The 16297-nt window shown below is 73.8% G+C and carries 15 protein-coding genes; 6 read left to right on the top strand and 9 right to left on the bottom strand.

What is annotated here, in order from left to right:
* Window positions 1-8: 8 nt before the first annotated feature.
* Complete coding sequence (locus tag ACIA3K_RS14870) at window positions 9-1397, bottom strand: hypothetical protein (protein ID WP_396801484.1); 1389 nt, start codon at window positions 1395-1397, stop codon at window positions 9-11.
* 186 nt (window positions 1398-1583) lie between these two features.
* Here ACIA3K_RS14870 and ACIA3K_RS14865 point away from each other — a divergent pair, with 186 nt between their 5' ends.
* The 6 genes from ACIA3K_RS14865 (at window position 1584) to hutH (ending at window position 9438) form a co-directional block, all read left to right on the top strand.
* Window positions 1584-2435: a MurR/RpiR family transcriptional regulator gene (locus tag ACIA3K_RS14865; protein WP_396801482.1), complete on the top strand. Its 852-nt coding sequence runs from the start codon at window positions 1584-1586 to the stop codon at window positions 2433-2435.
* Window positions 2436-2449: 14 nt separating this feature from the next.
* Entirely contained in the window at window positions 2450-4108 is a 1659-nt protein-coding gene (hutU, locus tag ACIA3K_RS14860; protein ID WP_396801481.1) for a urocanate hydratase, read from the top strand.
* A gap of 65 nt (window positions 4109-4173) precedes the next feature.
* Entirely contained in the window at window positions 4174-5364 is a 1191-nt protein-coding gene (locus ACIA3K_RS14855; protein WP_396801746.1) for an allantoate amidohydrolase, read from the top strand.
* Window positions 5361-6722, top strand: a complete 1362-nt coding sequence (locus ACIA3K_RS14850) for a formimidoylglutamate deiminase (protein ID WP_396801745.1) — start codon at window positions 5361-5363, stop codon at window positions 6720-6722. The genes ACIA3K_RS14855 and ACIA3K_RS14850 overlap by 4 nt, the downstream gene beginning before the upstream one ends.
* Window positions 6719-7903: an imidazolonepropionase gene (gene hutI / locus ACIA3K_RS14845; RefSeq protein WP_396801479.1), complete on the top strand. Its 1185-nt coding sequence runs from the start codon at window positions 6719-6721 to the stop codon at window positions 7901-7903. Before ACIA3K_RS14850 ends, hutI begins: the two co-directional genes overlap by 4 nt.
* Window positions 7900-9438 (top strand): histidine ammonia-lyase, encoded by a 1539-nt coding sequence (gene hutH / locus ACIA3K_RS14840; RefSeq protein WP_396801478.1) that lies wholly within the window; start codon window positions 7900-7902, stop codon window positions 9436-9438. Before hutI ends, hutH begins: the two co-directional genes overlap by 4 nt.
* 92 nt (window positions 9439-9530) lie before the next feature.
* Here the strand turns inward: hutH and rdgB are convergent, their stop codons facing one another.
* The 8 genes from rdgB to ACIA3K_RS14800 all read right to left on the bottom strand — a co-directional run bounded on the left by rdgB (window position 9531) and on the right by ACIA3K_RS14800 (window position 16258).
* Window positions 9531-10148 (bottom strand): RdgB/HAM1 family non-canonical purine NTP pyrophosphatase, encoded by a 618-nt coding sequence (gene rdgB, locus ACIA3K_RS14835; RefSeq protein ID WP_396801477.1) that lies wholly within the window; start codon window positions 10146-10148, stop codon window positions 9531-9533.
* Window positions 10149-10200: 52 nt separating this feature from the next.
* Window positions 10201-10926: a ribonuclease PH gene (gene rph, locus ACIA3K_RS14830; protein WP_396801476.1), complete on the bottom strand. Its 726-nt coding sequence runs from the start codon at window positions 10924-10926 to the stop codon at window positions 10201-10203.
* Between the two features lie 9 nt (window positions 10927-10935).
* Window positions 10936-12105 carry a glycosyltransferase gene (locus ACIA3K_RS14825; protein ID WP_396801475.1) on the bottom strand — a complete coding sequence of 390 codons (1170 nt, stop codon included), beginning with the start codon at window positions 12103-12105 and terminating at the stop codon, window positions 10936-10938.
* Complete coding sequence (locus ACIA3K_RS14820) at window positions 12102-13247, bottom strand: glycosyltransferase family 4 protein (protein WP_396801473.1); 1146 nt, start codon at window positions 13245-13247, stop codon at window positions 12102-12104. The genes ACIA3K_RS14825 and ACIA3K_RS14820 overlap by 4 nt, the downstream gene beginning before the upstream one ends.
* A gap of 113 nt (window positions 13248-13360) precedes the next feature.
* A complete protein-coding gene (locus ACIA3K_RS14815) occupies window positions 13361-14104 on the bottom strand; it encodes an MBL fold metallo-hydrolase (protein WP_396801472.1) in 744 nt (247 codons plus the stop codon).
* Between the two features lie 226 nt (window positions 14105-14330).
* Window positions 14331-15296 (bottom strand): PLP-dependent cysteine synthase family protein, encoded by a 966-nt coding sequence (locus ACIA3K_RS14810; RefSeq protein WP_396801470.1) that lies wholly within the window; start codon window positions 15294-15296, stop codon window positions 14331-14333.
* An 11-nt stretch (window positions 15297-15307) separates the two neighbouring features.
* A complete protein-coding gene (locus tag ACIA3K_RS14805) occupies window positions 15308-15703 on the bottom strand; it encodes a MoaD/ThiS family protein (RefSeq protein WP_396801468.1) in 396 nt (131 codons plus the stop codon).
* Between the two features lie 66 nt (window positions 15704-15769).
* Window positions 15770-16258, bottom strand: a complete 489-nt coding sequence (locus ACIA3K_RS14800) for a M67 family metallopeptidase (RefSeq protein WP_355052048.1) — start codon at window positions 16256-16258, stop codon at window positions 15770-15772.
* Window positions 16259-16297 lie beyond the last annotated feature (39 nt).

Raw genomic sequence — 16297 nt, 5'->3', positions numbered from 1 at the left:
CGGCGGCGTCAGAACAGGGTGACGTCGCGCAGATAGTTACCGACGCGACGGAGCCGGTTGGCGCCGTCCACCGGCGCGGTCATCCGGAACACGAGCTGGTGGTCGAGACGGCCGCTTTCGCCGCCTCGCCAGTAGGCGACGATCACGAGGCCGTAGCGCTGCTCACCGTCAATTTTCAGCTGGCTGGACTCGGCGTAGGTGACGTTCGTTCCGCCGCTCATCCACTGCAGGCTCCACGCGTCCTCGGCCTGGCGCATGCTCGCCTGCCGCCGCGCGTCGCAGGGCTCCAGGCAGTCGCGCACGACAAGCTCGCCGCCGATCGCCGTGGGGCCACCCGCCGGTGTACCGCAGTTGTACTTGACGAATCCTTCGGCGCGGCCGGCGAGCGTGCAGCCCCAGTCCATCGGTACCTTGATCGGGAAGGTGAGGCCTTCCAGCCCGGTCAGGGTGCGGACGTTGTCGCGATCGGTGAACTTTGGCCACTGTGCCGGCCAGGCGCCTGCCTGCGGGGGCTCGACCCCGGGCGACTGCGGTGGCGACGTCGGCACCGTCGGCGGCACGGCGACGGCACTCGGGCTGGCGGCCACGTCCTTCGGGTCGTCGTCTCCGTTGGTCCAGATGAGAAGACCTCCTGCGCCAGCGAGCACCACCAGCACCAGCGCGGCGACGCCGATCCACAGGCCGGTACGCCGAGGCGGCGGCGCAGACGGGGTGATGCGGCGTACGGGCGCGGCGAACGGGTCGGCCGGCGGCACCACCGGGCGGGTCTGCGCGATCGGTGGCGCCGGGACCTCGACGGGGTCGCCCGCGGTCGGGTCCGTCGCGGGGGGCGACGTGGGGGCGCCCGAGACCGGTTGCGGGGAAGCGGACACCGGGTTCGCGTGCACGGCCCACGGCGCGTGCGGCATGTCGGACACCGGGCCGGACGCGCCGGAGACCGGCGACGGGCTGGACACCGGCGTGCCGGACACCGGGGTACTGGAGACGGGGGTACTGGAGACCGGCGTACCGGACACGGGCATACCGGAGACCGGCGACGTCGACACCGGGGCGGCGGAGACCGGGGGCGCGGAGACCGGCGGCGCCTGGGCGGGCGTGTATTCCACGCCCAGGGCGCGGAAGAGCTTCTCGGCGCCGGGGCCCGCCTCGGCGGGATACGCGACCCAGGGCGCGGTGGCCGAGAAGTCGGCGTACGCGAACGACATCGCACCGGGGCCCTGGGCCAGGGAGTTGGCCGTACCGGCGAACGCCTCCCGCCAACCCGCGGTCCCGGCGACGGCGGCGTCGAGCACCGCGACCGTCACGAGTCGCCCGTGTTCGTCGATGGCAGCCCACGCCTTGCCGACCGGAGATCCGCCCAGCGCGTGGGTGAACCGGTAGGGGCCTTCCGGCTGCATCCGCAACTCCTCTGTCCAACCGCCGTGCGGATCCTACAATCACCGCTCCAGCGCGGTGCGTCACCGTTGGGACCACCAACCAGGGCAATAACCATCGAATCGGCTGATGTCACGTCCTCGATAGTCCGCGATGTGTCCGACCGGTCGATCATTGCCTCTGAAAGTTTTCATGCATAGAGTCGAAGCGTGAATGACAGCGCTGCCGAGGCGACGGCCGAGCAGGTCCTCGACCTGTTCGACGGGGTACGGCTCACTCCGACCCAGCGCCGGATCGCGCACTGTCTCGTGCAGCACGCGCCGACCGTCGCGTACCTCTCCGCCGCGGAGGTCGCCGAGCTGGCCGGGGTCAGCCAGCCCTCGGTCACCCGCTTCGCCGTCGCGCTCGGCCACGACGGCTATCCGGCGCTGCGCCGCCGCCTGCGGGACCTCACCGCCCGCACCACCGGCGGCCCGGCGGACACCGCCAACGAGCTCCAGCAGGCGGTACGCGCCGAGATGGGCAACCTGGACCGGCTGGCCGGACAGCTCGCCGACACCGGTCGGATCGCCGAGACCGGTCGGCTGCTCGCGTCCAGCCGGCCGCTGCCGGTGCTCGGCCTGCGGGCCGCCGCGCCGCTGGCCGCGTACTTCGCCTACTTCGCCGCGAAGGTCCACCCGGACGTGCGGGTGCTCAACGACGGGGGCAGCCTGCTCACCGACCGGCTGGAGCAGGCCGCCGAGGCCGGGGCGTCCGCCGTGCTCGCCTTCGTGCTGCCCCGCTACCCCCGGGAGACCCTGGACGCCCTGCGCGACGCGCGTGCCGCCGGGCTGACCGTCGTGGCGATCACCGACTCGCCGGTCAGCCCGGCCACCGAACACGCCGACGTGGTGCTGCCGGCCGCCGTCGGCGCCCAACTCGTCTTCGACCTGCACACCGCCCCGATGACCCTGGCGATGGTCCTGTTGCAGGCGATCTGCGACGCCGCGCCGGCCGACACCCAGCGCCGCCTGGAGGCGTTCGAAGCCTCCGCGGCCCGCCGACAGTTGTTCCTCGGATGAGGAGGAGACCGGAGATGACCCAGCCCATCCGTGCCGCACGGGGCAGCCAGCTCACCGCCCGTGGGTGGCAGCAGGAGGCCGCCCTGCGGATGCTGATGAACAACCTCGATCCGGAGGTGGCCGAACGCCCCGACGACCTGGTGGTCTACGGCGGGACCGGAAAGGCGGCGCGGGACTGGCCGTCGTACCACGCGTTGGTGCGTACGCTGACCGACCTGCGCGCGGACGAGACGATGCTCGTGCAGTCCGGACGGCCGGTCGGCGTGATGCGGACGCACGAGTGGGCGCCCCGGGTGCTGCTGGCGAACTCCAACCTGGTCGGTGACTGGGCGACCTGGCCCGAGTTCCGTCGCCTGGAGCAGCTCGGGCTGACCATGTACGGGCAGATGACGGCCGGCTCGTGGATCTACATCGGCACGCAGGGCATCCTCCAGGGCACCTACGAGACGTTCGCCGCCGTGGCCGCCAAGAGGTTCGGCGGCACCCTGGCCGGGACGCTGACTCTCACCGCCGGCTGCGGCGGAATGGGTGGCGCGCAGCCCCTCGCGGTCACCATGAACGACGGCGTCTGCCTGATCGTCGACGTCGACCGCACCCGTCTGGACCGCCGGGTGCACGACCGCTACCTGGACGAGGTGGCCGACTCCCTGGACGACGCGGTCGCGCGGGTCCGCGCGGCGAAGCGGGACCGGCGCGCGTTGAGCGTCGGGGTCGTCGGCAACGCCGCCGAGGTCTTCCCGGAACTGCTGGGCCGGGGCGTCGAGATCGACATCGTGACCGACCAGACCAGCGCGCACGACCCTCTGGCGTACCTGCCGGTGGGCGTCGAGCTGGCCGACTCCCGGGACTACGCCGCCGCGAAGCCGGCCGAGTTCACCGATCGGGCCCGCGCGTCGATGGCGCGGCACGTCGAGGCGATGGTCGGGTTCCTCGACGCCGGGGCCGAGGTCTTCGACTACGGCAACTCGATCCGGGGCGAGGCGCAGCTCGGCGGCTACCAGCGGGCGTTCGACTTCCCGGGCTTCGTACCCGCGTACATCCGTCCGCTGTTCTGCGAAGGTCGGGGCCCGTTCCGGTGGGCGGCGCTCTCCGGCGACCCGGCCGACATCGCCGCCACCGACCGGGCCATCCTCGACCTGTTCCCGGAGAACGAGTCCCTGGCCCGCTGGATCAAGCTGGCCGGCGAGCGGGTCGCGTTCCAGGGCCTGCCGGCCCGGATCTGCTGGCTCGGCCAGGGCGAACGCGACCGGGCGGGCGTGCGGTTCAACGACATGGTCGCCTCCGGTGAGCTCTCCGCACCGGTGGTGATCGGCCGGGACCATCTGGACACCGGCAGCGTCGCGAGCCCGTACCGGGAGACCGAACAGATGGCCGACGGCTCCGACGCGATCGCGGACTGGCCGCTGCTGAACGCGCTGGTCAACACCGCCAGCGGGGCGTCCTGGGTGTCCATCCACCACGGCGGTGGGGTGGGCATCGGCCGGTCGATCCACGCCGGGCAGGTCTGCGTGGCCGACGGCACCGCCCTGGCCGGCCAGAAGATCGAGCGGGTGCTCACCAACGACCCCGCGATGGGCGTCATCCGGCACGTCGACGCCGGCTACGACAGCGCCCGCGAGGTCGCCGAGCGCACCGGCGTCCGGGTGCCCATGACCGAAGGTGAGAACACGTGAGCGCGAGGAGTGCAGCGCAGCGGAGCCCCGCCGTCGCGAACGACGGAGGTGCCGCCAGTGACGACCTGCCCGGCCGGTTCCGGGAGCTGTGGGACGAGATCGCGCCGGTCGGGCGGGACGCCGACAGCGGCGGCTACCTGCGGTACGCGCTGACCGAGCCGGAACGCGAACTGCGGGCCTGGTTCCGGGCGCAGGCCGACCGTCGCGGCCTGCCGGTCACCGACGACGGCAACGGCAACCTGTTCGCCCACTGGGGTGACCCCGAGGGCACGGACGCCGTGCTCACCGGCAGTCACTTCGACTCGGTGCCGCACGGCGGGGCGTACGACGGGCCGCTCGGCATCGTCAGCGCGTTCCTCGCCGTGGACGAGCTGCGCGCCGCCGGTGTCACCCCCGTCCGGCCGCTGGTGGTGGCCGCGTTCGTGGAGGAGGAGGGCGCTCGCTTCGGCGTACCCTGCCTGGGGTCGCGGCTGCTCACCGGCGTGCTGGCGGCCGACCGCGCGGCCGGCCTGCGCGACGCGGCCGGGGTGAGCTTCGCCGACGCGCTCGGCGGGCGGCCGGCGGGCGCCCGCCCGGAGCTGCTGGGCCGGTTCGGCGCGTTCGTGGAGTTGCACGTCGAGCAGGGCCGCGCGCTCGTGGACGCGGACGCGCCGGTGGGGGTGGCGAGCGCGATCTGGCCGCACGGCCGCTGGCGATTCGACGTGGTCGGCGAGGGCAACCACGCGGGTACGACGCGGATGGCCGACCGCCGCGACCCGATGCTCACCTACGCGTTCGGGGTGCTGGCCGCCAACAAGGAGGCCCGGCTGCGTGGCGCGCACGCCACCGTGGGCCGGGTCGCCGTGGAACCCAACGCCACCAACGCGATCCCGTCGAGGGTGACCGGCTGGCTGGACGCGCGCGCCGCCGACCCGGAGACCCTGACCGGGCTGGTCGACGCGGTCCGGGCCAAGCTCGCCGAGCGGGCCCGCCGCGACGGCACGGAGGTGCTGGTGACCGAGGAGTCGGTGACCCCGCTGGTCGCCTTCGACGGCGACCTGGCCGCCCGGCTGGCGACGCTGCTCGACGCGCCGGTGCTGCCCACGGGCGCGGGACACGACGCCGGGGTGCTCGCGGCGTACCTGCCCACGGCGATGCTGTTCGTGCGCAACCCGACCGGGGTGTCGCACTCCCCCGCCGAGTCCGCGAGCGACGACGACTGCGCGGCCGGGGTGCGCGCGCTGGCCCGCGTGCTCGAGGAGCTGACGTGTCGCTGACCGCCACCCGCTGGCTCGCCGAGTACGCCTGGCTGCCGGCGCACGCCGAGCCCACGCCCGACGTGCTGATCGAGGTCGAGGACGGACGGATCAGCGCGGTGACGCCGCTGACCCCCGGGAGCCGGCCGCCGTCCGGGGTCGACGTGTACGCCGACGCCGTGCCGCTGCCCGGCCTGACCCTGCCGGGCCTGGCGAACGCGCACTCGCACGCCTTCCACCGGGCCCTGCGGGGGCGCACGCACGGCGGGCGGGGCGACTTCTTCTCCTGGCGGGACCGCATGTACGCGGTCGCGGACCGGCTCGACCCGGACACCTACCTGGCGCTGGCCCGGGCGGCGTACGCCGAGATGGCGCTCGCGGGGATCACCTGCGTGGGCGAGTTCCACTACCTGCACCACCGGCCCGACGGCGGGGCGTACGACGATCCGAACGCGATGGGCGCGGCGCTGGTCGAGGCCGCCGCGCACGCGGGGGTCCGGCTCACCCTGCTGGACACCTGCTACCTCACCTCCACGGTGGACGGTCAGCCGCTCGCCGGGCCGCAGCGGCGCTTCGGCGACGGCGACGCGGCCGGTTGGGCGCGACGGGCGGCGGCGTTCCAGCCCACGGACTCCCACGTGCGGGTCGGCGCGGCCGTGCACTCGGTCCGGGCGGTCCCCGCCGACCAGCTCCGCGCGGTCGCCGACTGGGCCCGCGAGCGGCAGGCTCCGCTGCACGTGCACCTCTCCGAGCAGCCGGCCGAGAACGACGAGTGCCGGGCCGTGCACGGGCGTACGCCCACCGCGCTGCTCGCGGACCACGGAGTGCTCGGGCCGGACACCACCGCCGTCCACGCCACCCATCCGACCAGCGCGGACCTGACGCTGCTCGCCGACAGCCGGACCGGCGTGTGCCTCTGCCCCACCACCGAGCGGGACCTCGCCGACGGCATCGGTCCGGCCCGCCGAATGGCCGACGCGGGTATCCGGCTGAGCCTGGGCAGCGACAGTCACGCCGTGGTCGACCTGTTCGAGGAGGCCCGTGCCGTGGAGCTGGACGAGCGGCTACGCACCCGGCGGCGCGGCCACTTCACCCCGGTCGACCTGTTCACCGCGGCGACCGCCGCCGGGCACGCCGCGCTGGGATGGACCGACGCCGGTCGGATCGCCGCCGGCGCCCGCGCCGACCTGGTGACGGTACGGCTCGACAGCGCCCGCACCGCCGGCGTACCCCCGGTGGGGGCGTTCTTCGCAGCCGTCGCGGCGGACGTCGACCAGGTCGTGGTGGATGGCCGCGTGGTGGTGGCCGAGGGCCGGCACCTGAGCGTCGACGTGCCGGCCGAGCTGTCGGCGTCGATCGAGGCGGTGACCCCCTCATGAGCAGCCTGCTCGTCGACAACATCGGGGAGCTGGTCACCAACGGCGTCGGCGCGGATCCGCTGGGCATCCGCCGCAGGGCGGCCGTGCTCGTCGAGGAGGATCGGGTGGCCTGGGTCGGGCCCGCCGCGTACGCGCCGGCCGCCGACCACCGGATCGACGTCGGCGGGGCCGCCGTACTGCCCGGCTTCGTGGACAGCCACGCCCACCTGGTCTTCGCCGGGGACCGGGCCGGCGAGTTCGCCGCGCGGATGGCCGGCGAGCCGTACACCGGCGGCGGCATCCGGACCACCGTGGGCGCGACCCGGGCCGCCACCGACGACGAGCTGCGGACCACCGTGCGCCGGCTACGCGGGGAGGCGCTGCGCCAGGGCACCACGACCATGGAGATCAAGAGTGGGTACGGGCTGAACGTCGCCGACGAGGCCCGCTCGCTGCGGATCGCCGCCGAGACCAGCAGTGAGACCACCTTCCTGGGCGCGCACGTGGTCCCCGCCGAGTACGCCGACCGGCCGGACGACTACGTCGGGCTGGTCTGCGGGCCGATGCTGGCCGCCGCCGCGCCGTACGCGAAGTGGATCGACGTGTTCTGCGAGCGGGGCGCCTTCGACGTCGACCACGCCCGCGCCATCCTCGCCTGCGGGCAGGCCGTCGGGCTGGGCGTACGGCTGCACGCCAACCAGCTCGGCCCCGGGCCGGGTGTGCAGCTCGGGGTGGAGCTGGGCGCGGCCAGCGTCGACCACTGCACCCACCTGAGCGACGCCGACGTCGACGCGCTGGCCGGCACGGCCCAGACCGACGGGTTCGGGACCACCACCGTCGCCACCCTGCTCCCCGGTGCCGAGTTCTCCACCCGGTCGCCGTACCCGGACGCCCGCCGGCTGCTCGACGCCGGTGTGACCGTCGCCCTGGCGACGGACTGCAACCCCGGATCGTCGTACACCTCGTCGATGCCCTTCTGCATCGCCCTCGCGGTCCGCGAGATGCGGATGACCCCGGCGGAGGCGGTCTGGGCCGCCACCGCCGGTGGCGCGCGGGCGCTGCGCCGCGACGACATCGGCGTGCTCACGCCCGGTGCGCGGGCCGACCTCGTCGTCCTGGACGCGCCGTCCTACCTGCACCTGGCCTACCGGCCCGGTGTCCCCCTGATCCGCCAGGTAATTCGCAACGGAGTACCGCAGTGACGAACGTGACCATCCAACCAACCGGGATCACCGCCGACGACGTGCTCGCGGTGGCCCGCGGCACCGCCACGGTGGTCCTCGACCCGGCCGCCCGGGACGCGATGGCGACCAGCCGCGCGATCGTGGACGGCATCGAGGCCGCCGGACGACCGGTGTACGGCGTATCGACCGGGTTCGGGGCGCTGGCGAACACGTTCGTCGCCCCCGAGCGGCGGGCCGAGCTGCAACACGCGCTGATCCGCTCGCACGCCGCCGGGGTGGGCGCACCGATGCCCCGCGAGGTGGTACGCGCCATGATGCTGCTGCGCGTACGCTCGCTCGCCCTGGGCCGCTCCGGGGTCCGGCCGCTGGTCGCCGATGCCCTCGTCGACCTGCTCAACCACGACGTCACCCCGTGGGTGCCGGAGCACGGCTCGCTGGGCGCGTCCGGCGACCTGGCGCCGCTGGCGCACTGCGCGCTGGTGCTGCTCGGTGAGGGCTGGGTGCTCGGCCCGGCCGGCGAGCGGCAGGACGCGGCCGACGTGCTGGCCGCCAACGGGCTCAAGCCGATCGAGCTGGCCGCCAAGGAGGGGCTGGCGCTGATCAACGGCACCGACGGCATGCTCGGCATGCTGCTGCTGGCCATCCACGACGCGGCGCACCTCTTCGCGATGGCGGACGTGACCGCGGCGCTGGCCATCGAGGCGATGCTCGGCTCGGAGCGGCCGTTCCTGCCCGAGCTGCACGCCATCCGACCGCACCCCGGTCAGGCGACGTCGGCGGCGAACATCCACCGGCTGTTGCAGGATTCGCGGGTCATGGACTCGCACCGCGACGACCTGGCGCACGCCGTGCAGGACGCGTACTCGATGCGCTGCGCGCCGCAGGTGGCCGGCGCGGCCCGCGACACCCTGGACTTCGTCCGCACGGTCGCCGGCCGGGAGCTGGTGTCCGTGGTGGACAACCCGGTGGTGCTGCCGGACGGTCGGGTCGAGTCGACGGGAAACTTCCACGGCGCTCCGCTCGGTTTCGCCGCCGACTTCCTCGCCATCGCCGCCGCCGAGGTCGGCGCGATCGCCGAGCGGCGGGTGGACCGACTGCTCGACGTGACCCGCTCCCGGGAGCTGCCGGCGTTCCTCTCCCCCGACGCCGGGGTCAACTCCGGGCTGATGATCGCCCAGTACACGGCGGCCGGCATCGTCGCCGAGAACCGGCGGCTGGCCGCGCCCGCGTCGGTGGACTCGCTGCCCACCAGCGGCATGCAGGAGGACCACGTCTCGATGGGCTGGGCGGGGGCCAAGAAGCTGCGTACCGTGCTGGACAACCTGACCAGCCTGCTCGCGGTCGAGCTGCTGGCCGGCGTACGTGGCCTGCAACTGCGCGAACCGCTGGTGCCGTCGCCCGCCGGGCGGGCCGCCGTCGCCGCCCTCGGTGCGACGGCCGGCGACCCCGGCCCGGACGTGTTCCTCGCCCCGGTGATGGAGGCGGCCCGTGCCGTCGTCGCCGGCCCCGAGCTGCGCGCCGCCATCGAGCGGGAGATCGGCCCGCTGGGCTGACCTCCACGGGTCACTGCCGTCCGCCGCGGGTCAGGCGGCGGGCGGCAGGACCTCGCGCCCGTCAGTTGGCGGGCGGCAGGACCTCGCGCCCGTCAGGCGGCGGGCGGCAGGACCTTGGCGACCAGCTTGGCCAGCTCCCGCAGCGCCTTGCCCCGGTGGCTGACCGCGTCCTTCTCGGCCGGGGTCAGCTCGGCGTTGGTCCGCTCCTGGCCGTCGCCCAGGAAGATGGGGTCGTACCCGAACCCGCCGTCGCCACGCGGCGCGCGCAGCACCCGACCGGGCTGCCGGCCGTCGACCAGGTGCTCCTTGCCGCCGGGCAGCACCAGCGCCACCGTGCAGACGAAGGACGCCGCCCGGTGCTCGTCCGGCACGTCGGCGATCTGGTCCAGCACGAGCTGGAGATTGGCCTGGTCGTCGCCGTGCTTACCGGCCCACCGGGCACTGAACACCCCGGGCATGCCGTTCAGCGCGTCCACGGCGATGCCCGAGTCGTCGGCGATGGTCGGCAACCCGGTCCGGCGGCAGCCCTCCCGCGCCTTGATCAGCGCGTTCTCGCCGAAGGTGAGGCCGGTCTCGGGCAGCTCCGGGTACTCCTCGACGTCGTCGAGGCCGAGCAGGGCGATCCGGTGCGCGCCGAGCGCGCCGTCCAGGATCCGCTGAAGCTCCACCAGCTTCTTGCGGTTCCGCGTAGCCAGCAGGACCTTGTTCATGCTGAGACACCTCTGTTCGCGACTGCGGGGCTCGCAAGCTCACTCCTCGCGCTCACGCGAGAGCCTTCCGCTGGGCTTCGGCCAACTCGGCGCACCCGGCCACGGCCAGGTCGAGCAGGCTGTCGAGCTGGTCCCGGGCGAACACGCCCGCCTCACCGGTGCCCTGCACCTCGACGAAGTCGCCCGTGCCGGTGCACACCACGTTCATGTCCACCTCGGCGGCCACGTCCTCGGAGTAGCAGAGGTCCAGGCGTGCCTCGCCGGCGATGATCCCGACGCTGACGGCGGCCACCGAGCGGTGCATGACCTTCTCCGGCTTGCCGGCGAGGGACTTGCGGGCGGCCAGCCAGCCCACCGCGTCGTGCAGCGCCACGTACGCGCCGGTGATCGCGGCGGTCCGGGTGCCACCGTCGGCCTGCAACACGTCGCAGTCGAGCACGATCGAGTTCTCGCCGAGCGCCTTGAGGTCGATGGAGGCGCGCAGGCTGCGACCGATCAGGCGGGAGATCTCATGGGTACGCCCACCGACGCGGCCTTTGACGCTCTCCCGGTCGGAGCGGGTGTTGGTGGCCCGGGGCAGCATCGCGTACTCGGCGGTCACCCAGCCGAGACCGGAGCCCTTGCGCCAGCGAGGCACGCCCTCGGTGACGCTCGCCGTGCAGAGCACCCGGGTGCCGCCGAACTCGACGAGCACCGACCCCTCCGGGTGGGTGCTCCAGCCTCGGGTCAGGGTCACCGGTCGAAGTTGAGAGGGCCCTCGCCCGTCAGGTCGCGCCATCCCTGCACCCTATGTGGTGCGGGGATCCATCTCGCCCCGGGTGCCCTGCGGCACGTCCGCGCCGTGTGCCCGAAGGAATCCGGCGACCGCCGCCGGCCACCCGAACTCCTCGGCCCGCGCCCGGGCGGCCCGCCGCCGCTGCGCCTCCGGACGGGCCACGAGGCGCAGCACGGCCTCGGCCAGCGACGCCCCGGAGCCGTACGCGGCCAGCCCCGCCGAGCCGACCACCTCGGGCAGGGCGCTCGCGGCGTTCACCACCACGGGTGTGCCGCAGGCCAGCGCCTCCAGCCCGGCCAGGCCGAAGGTCTCCACCGGGCCGGGCGCCAGCACCACGTCCGCGCTGGCGAGCAGCGCAGCCACCGTGGCACGGTCGGGCAGGAAGCCGGTGAACGTGACCGGCAGGCCGGCCGCCCGGCGGGCCAGCGACGCGCGCAGGGGGCCGTCCCCGGCCAGCACGAGCACCGCCGGCACACCGGCCCGGCGCAGCTCGGCGAGGGCTTCGACCGCCAGTTCCGGCCGCTTCTCCGGAGACAACCGCGCGCAGTGTACGAGCAGCAGCTCGGTCGGGTCGGCATAGCGTTCTCGCAGCCGCGGGTCGGCCCGCTGCGGTCCGAAGGTGTCCAGGTCCACGCCGAGCGGCACCAGGTGGACGTTGTCGGCCCCGATGCGCGCGAACTCCTCGGCCGCCCAACGGGTCGTGCACACGATCCGGTCGTACGCCCGGGTGGTGGCCCGGTTGAGCCGGTCGGCGGTCGGCCGGCGCAGCACGTCCGGCACTCCCCACTGGCCGAGCAGGCCGGTCAGCGACTCGTGCGAGACCATCACCGACGGCACCCCGTGCGCCTTCGCCCAGGCCCCCGTCCAGCGCAGCGAGGAACGGTCGGAGACCTCCAGCCGGTCCGGCGTCAGCTCGGTGAGCACCCGGGCCAGCCGCTGCCGGCCGGCCAGCAGCCGGTAACCACCCGTGCCCGGCAGCTCCAGGCCCGGCAGGGTGACGACCCGACCCCACGGGTGCCACTCGTGGGTGTTCCGTCGGCCGGGCACCACCAGCACCGGATCGTGTCCCGCCGCGCGGTAACCCTCGCCCAGGTGCCGCAGCGCCGTACGGAGGCCGCCGGAGCGCTCGGTCACGAAGTTCGCGAGCCGGACGATCCGCAGCCCACCGGCCGCCGCCGTCACGACGCGGCCGGCAGGCCGACGGTGGCGGCGCTGGCGCGTACCGCGTGATAGTGCCCGACCAGCTCGTCGCCGACGGCCGCCCAGCTACGCCGGCGCACCGCGGCGCGGGCCGCCACCCCGTACGCCCGCCGCCGGTCGGCGTCCCCGGTCAGCTCGGCCACGGCGGCGGCCAGCGCGTCCCCGTCGCCGGGCGGCACCAGCAGCCCGGTCCGGCCCGGGTCGACCAGGTCGACCGGCCCGCCGCTGGCCGGGGCGACCACCGGCACCCCGGACGCCAACGCCTCCTGCACGGTCTGGCCGAACGTCTCGTGCGGACCGGTGTGCGCGAACACGTCCAGGCTGGCGTAGAGCCGGGCCAGGTCCTCGCCGTGTCGCACACCCAGGAACGTGACCCCCGGCAACGCCCGCTCGAGCTGACGACGGGCCGGGCCGTCACCGACCACCACCACCCGTACGCCCGGCAGCCGGGACGTCGCCGCCAACAGCTCCACCCGCTTCTCCGGGGCCAACCGGCCCACGTAGCCGACCAGCAGCTCCCCGCCCGGGGCGAGCCGACGCCGCAGGTCGGCGCAGCGCTTGGCCGGGTCGAACCGGACGGCGTCGACGCCCCGGCCCCACAACCAGATCCGCTGCACCCCGTTGGCGATCAGGTCGGCGGCTGCCCGGGTCGACGGCGCGAGCGTCCGCTGGGCCAGATTGTGGATCTCCCGGAGTCGCCGCCACGCGGCCGCCTCACCCCAGCTCACCCGGTACGCCCGGGCGTAGGCCGCCACGTCGGTCTGGTAGACCGCCACCATCGGCAGCCCGTACCGGTCGGCGAGCGTGGCCGCCCGCGCGCCGAGAACGAACGGGCTCGCCAGGTGCACCACGTCCGGCGCGGCCGACAGCAGTGCCCCCGCCAGCCGGGTACCCGTCGGCACGCCCAGCCGGAAGCCCTGGTAACGGGGCAACGGCACGCTGGGGATACGCACCACCGGGTACGCCAGACGGTCGACGCCCCGCCGGTCGGCCCCGGCGGGCGCGGGTGCGATGACGACCGGCTCGTGGCCACGGGCCAGCAGGTGCTCGGCCGTACGCACCACGGAGTGCGCGACGCCGTTGACGTCCGGCGGGAACGACTCGGTCACGATGGCGATCCGCATGTCCACACCGTGCGGGTGCCACGGGTGCGCCAGACGACCAGCCGCTGACCGGCCGGCGAACAGTACGGCACAACACCGGGCCGTCGACGAAGCGCCGGGTGGCCGCGATGCGGTCAGATGTCGTAGCTGGCGCCCGCCCGGACCACTTCGAGCGGCCCGTTGTACGCGGCGGCCGCCGACTCCAGCGTGTGCGCCTCGCTGCCCCAGGCCGCGACCAGGTGGGTCAGCAGCAGACGACCCACCGCCGCCTTCGTCGCGATCTCACCCGCCTCCCGGCCGGTCAGGTGCAGATCCGGCGGATTGTCCACGCCGTCCAGGTAGCTGGCCTCGCACAGGAACACGTCGGCGCTCTGGGCCAACCGCAGCAACGCGTCGCACTCGGCGGTGTCCGACGAGTAGCACAACGACCGCCCACCGTGCTCCAGCCGCACGCCATACGTCTCGACGGGATGGTTGACCCGGTCGACGGTGACCGTGAACGGCCCGATCGGGAACGTGCCCGGCTGGAGGGCGTAGAACTGGTAGACGTCGTCCACCGTGCCGTCGTCGCCGTAGGCGGCGCTGAGCCGGTCCGGGGCGCCGGCCGGGGCGTACACCGGCAGCGCCGGGTAGGGGCCCTCGGGGGCGTACCGGCGGACCACCACGTACGTCACCGCGTCGAGGATGTGGTCACAGTGCAGGTGGGTCAGCAGGATCGCGTCCGGAGCGTGCAGCCCCACGTACCGCTGGAGGCTGGACAACGACCCCGAGCCGAAGTCGACCAGGAGACGGAAACCATCCGCCTCGACGAGATAGGCGGAGCACGGTGACTCGGGGCCCGGGAAGCTGCCGGCACACCCAAGGACAGTCAGTCGCATCGGGTTTTCTCACTGTCACTGTCGGTAGTATCTCTGCCGGCGGTCGTACCGGCCATGATCTCTACCGACGCGTACGCCACGCTGCGCAGCCTACGCCGGGGGACCCGAGGACAAGAATCATCCGTTGGAAGTTGTCACGAACGTGACACACGCTCACGGCGGGCCGGGACGCGGAACGGGCCACCGACGCACACGCCGACGGCCCGTTCGCGCAGGGACCCAATCCTCAGGCCCAGAGCTGACCCTCCAGCGCGTCCTCGGCGTCGCTGAGGGTGCCGCCGTACGCGCCGGTGGACAGGTACTTCCAGCCGCCGTCGCACACCACGAACGCGACGTCGGCACGGCGGCCGGCGCGGACCGCCTCGTGGGCCACCGCCAGCGCGGCGTGCAGGATCGCGCCCGTGGAGAACCCGGCGAAGATGCCCTCCACCTCCACGAGCTGACGGGTGCGCAGCACCGCGTCCCGCGTGCCGACCGAGAAACGCCGGGACAGCACCGAGGCGTCGTACAGCTCCGGCACGTACCCCTCGTCGATGTTGCGCAGCCCGTAGACCAGCTCGCCGTAGCGCGGCTCGGCCGCCACGACCTGGATGCCCTCGACCTTTTCGCGCAGGTAGCGCCCGGTGCCCATCAGGGTGCCGGTGGTGCCCAGTCCGGCCACGAAGTGCGTGATGGTGGGCAGGTCGTGCAGCAGCTCCGGGCCGGTCGTCTCGTAGTGCGCCCGCGCGTTGGCCTCGTTGCCGTACTGGTAGAGCATCACCCAGTCCGGGTGCTCGGCCGCGATCTGCTTGGCCGTCGCGACGGCCTGGTTCGAGCCGCCCGCCGCCTCCGAGAAGATGATTTCCGCCCCGTACATGCGCAGGAGTTGAACCCGCTCGGTCGAGACGTTCTCGGGCATCACGCAGACCAGCCGGTACCCGCGCAGCTTCGCCACCATGGCCAACGAGATACCGGTGTTGCCGCTGGTCGGCTCCAGGATGGTGTCACCAGCCCGGAGCCGGCCCGCCTCCTCCGCCGCGCGGACCATGAACATCGCCGCGCGGTCCTTGATGCTGCCCGTCGGGTTCCGGTCCTCCAGCTTGGCCCAGAGCCGCACCGGCGGCGCCCCGTCGGGGACCGTCGGGGAGAGCCGGGGCAGCCCGACGAGCGGCGTACCTCCGCAGGCGTCGAGCAGGCTGTCGTACCGCGCCACGACGGCCGCCCTCAGCGAGCGGCGACGGCGTCGCGAGCCGCTGCCGCGCTGTCCCGGCTGATGCTGTGCGAGCTGATCGCCGCTGCCGCGGCGCTGTGCGAGCTGATCGCCGCTGCCGCGGCGAAGCCGAACGCGCCGCCGGCCACGGCCGGCAGGATGGTGACGCTGTCGCCGTCGGAGAGCTTGGCGTCGAGCGCGCCGAGGAAGCGCACGTCCTCGTCGTTGACGTAGACGTTGACGAAGCGGTGCAGCGCGCCAGCGTCGGTGACCAGCCGGCCGCGCAGGCCGGCGTGCCGGGAGTCCAGGTCGGTGAGCAGGTCCGCCAGCGTGTCGCCGGCGCCCTCGACGACCTTGGCGCCGCCGGTGTAGCTACGCAGGATGGTGGGGATGCGAACTTCGATGGCCATGATGTCGTGCTCCTTGATCGGGTGTGCCAACGGTGACGGGAAGAAACGGGTGCGGACGCTGACGGGTCAGCGGCCGGAACACTCGTAGTCGACCGTCGCCGGGCTCTGCCCGAACATGTAGGACTGCACGGCGTGCGGGTCGACCCCGGCCTCCACGATCTGGACCGGCTCCTCGGTCACCACGCCGTCGACGATCCGGAACGAGCGGATCTCCTCCGAGTCGGGCTCGCGGGTCGAGACGAGCAGGTAGTGCGCGTTCGGCTCGCCGGCGAAGGACACGTCGGTACGCGACGGGTACGCCTCGGTCGCGGTGTGCGAGTGGTAGATGACCACCGGCTCCTCGTCGCGGTCGTCCATCTCCCGCCAGACGCGCAGGTGCTCCATCGAGTCGAACTCGTAGAAGGTCATCGACCGCGCGGCATTGTCCATCGGGATGTGCCGGGTCGGGGTGTCGCTGCCGACGGCACCGGCGACGACGCCGCACGCCTCGTCGGGGTGGTCCCGGCGCGCGTGGGCGACGATCGCGTCGATGATCGACCGGTCGATGCTCAGCACGTGCACCAGCCTAACGCCTCCCAGGCAGGGCCTGAAGTG

Source organism: Micromonospora sp. NPDC051543 (genome assembly GCF_044454415.1).
In the GTDB taxonomy this organism is placed as follows: Bacteria; Actinomycetota; Actinomycetes; order Mycobacteriales; family Micromonosporaceae; genus Micromonospora.
Note: the sequence above shows the minus strand (reverse complement) of the source record. Positions and strands in the feature narration are given on the sequence as shown.

Coding starts and splice junctions, on each gene's coding strand:
- ACIA3K_RS14815 (WP_396801472.1), bottom strand. CDS start 14,104: ATGCGACTGACTGTCCTTGGGTGTGCCGGCAGCTTCCCGGGCCCCGAG.
- ACIA3K_RS14870 (WP_396801484.1), bottom strand. CDS start 1,397: ATGCAGCCGGAAGGCCCCTACCGGTTCACCCACGCGCTGGGCGGATCT.
- ACIA3K_RS14820 (WP_396801473.1), bottom strand. CDS start 13,247: ATGCGGATCGCCATCGTGACCGAGTCGTTCCCGCCGGACGTCAACGGC.
- hutI (WP_396801479.1), top strand. CDS start 6,719: ATGAGCAGCCTGCTCGTCGACAACATCGGGGAGCTGGTCACCAACGGC.
- rph (WP_396801476.1), bottom strand. CDS start 10,926: ATGGCGCGACCTGACGGGCGAGGGCCCTCTCAACTTCGACCGGTGACC.
- rdgB (WP_396801477.1), bottom strand. CDS start 10,148: ATGAACAAGGTCCTGCTGGCTACGCGGAACCGCAAGAAGCTGGTGGAG.
- ACIA3K_RS14805 (WP_396801468.1), bottom strand. CDS start 15,703: ATGGCCATCGAAGTTCGCATCCCCACCATCCTGCGTAGCTACACCGGC.
- hutU (WP_396801481.1), top strand. CDS start 2,450: ATGACCCAGCCCATCCGTGCCGCACGGGGCAGCCAGCTCACCGCCCGT.